The following is a 222-nucleotide window of genomic DNA, read 5'->3' on the forward strand; positions in this document are numbered from 1 at the left end:
GCGTACGCACACGAGACGGTGGTCTTCCCGACCCCGCCCTTCCCGCCGAAGAAGACGAACTGCTCCCCGTCGGCGGAGGCGTGAAGCTCCGTCATCAGAAGTGGTACTGCTGGCCCTTCCGCTCGATGAGGCTGTCGCGGTCCCACAGCCGCCGCTCCCACGCCTCGAACTCGTCTTCGAGGTACGGCAGCAGCTCGGCGGTGTAGTACGACACCGGCGACG

General features: G+C 67.1%; 1 protein-coding gene. It reads right to left on the reverse strand.

Features of this window, described 5'->3' with window-relative positions; all coding sequences use genetic code 11:
* The coding region (locus EXE44_RS21945; protein ID WP_274595392.1) for an ArsA-related P-loop ATPase at nt 1–95 on the reverse strand (95 nt) is incomplete at its 3' end.
* Between the last annotated feature and the right edge of the window lie 127 nt (nt 96–222).

This window comes from Halorubrum sp. SS7 (genome assembly GCF_005435055.1).
Taxonomy (GTDB): domain Archaea; phylum Halobacteriota; class Halobacteria; order Halobacteriales; family Haloferacaceae; genus Halorubrum; species Halorubrum salinarum.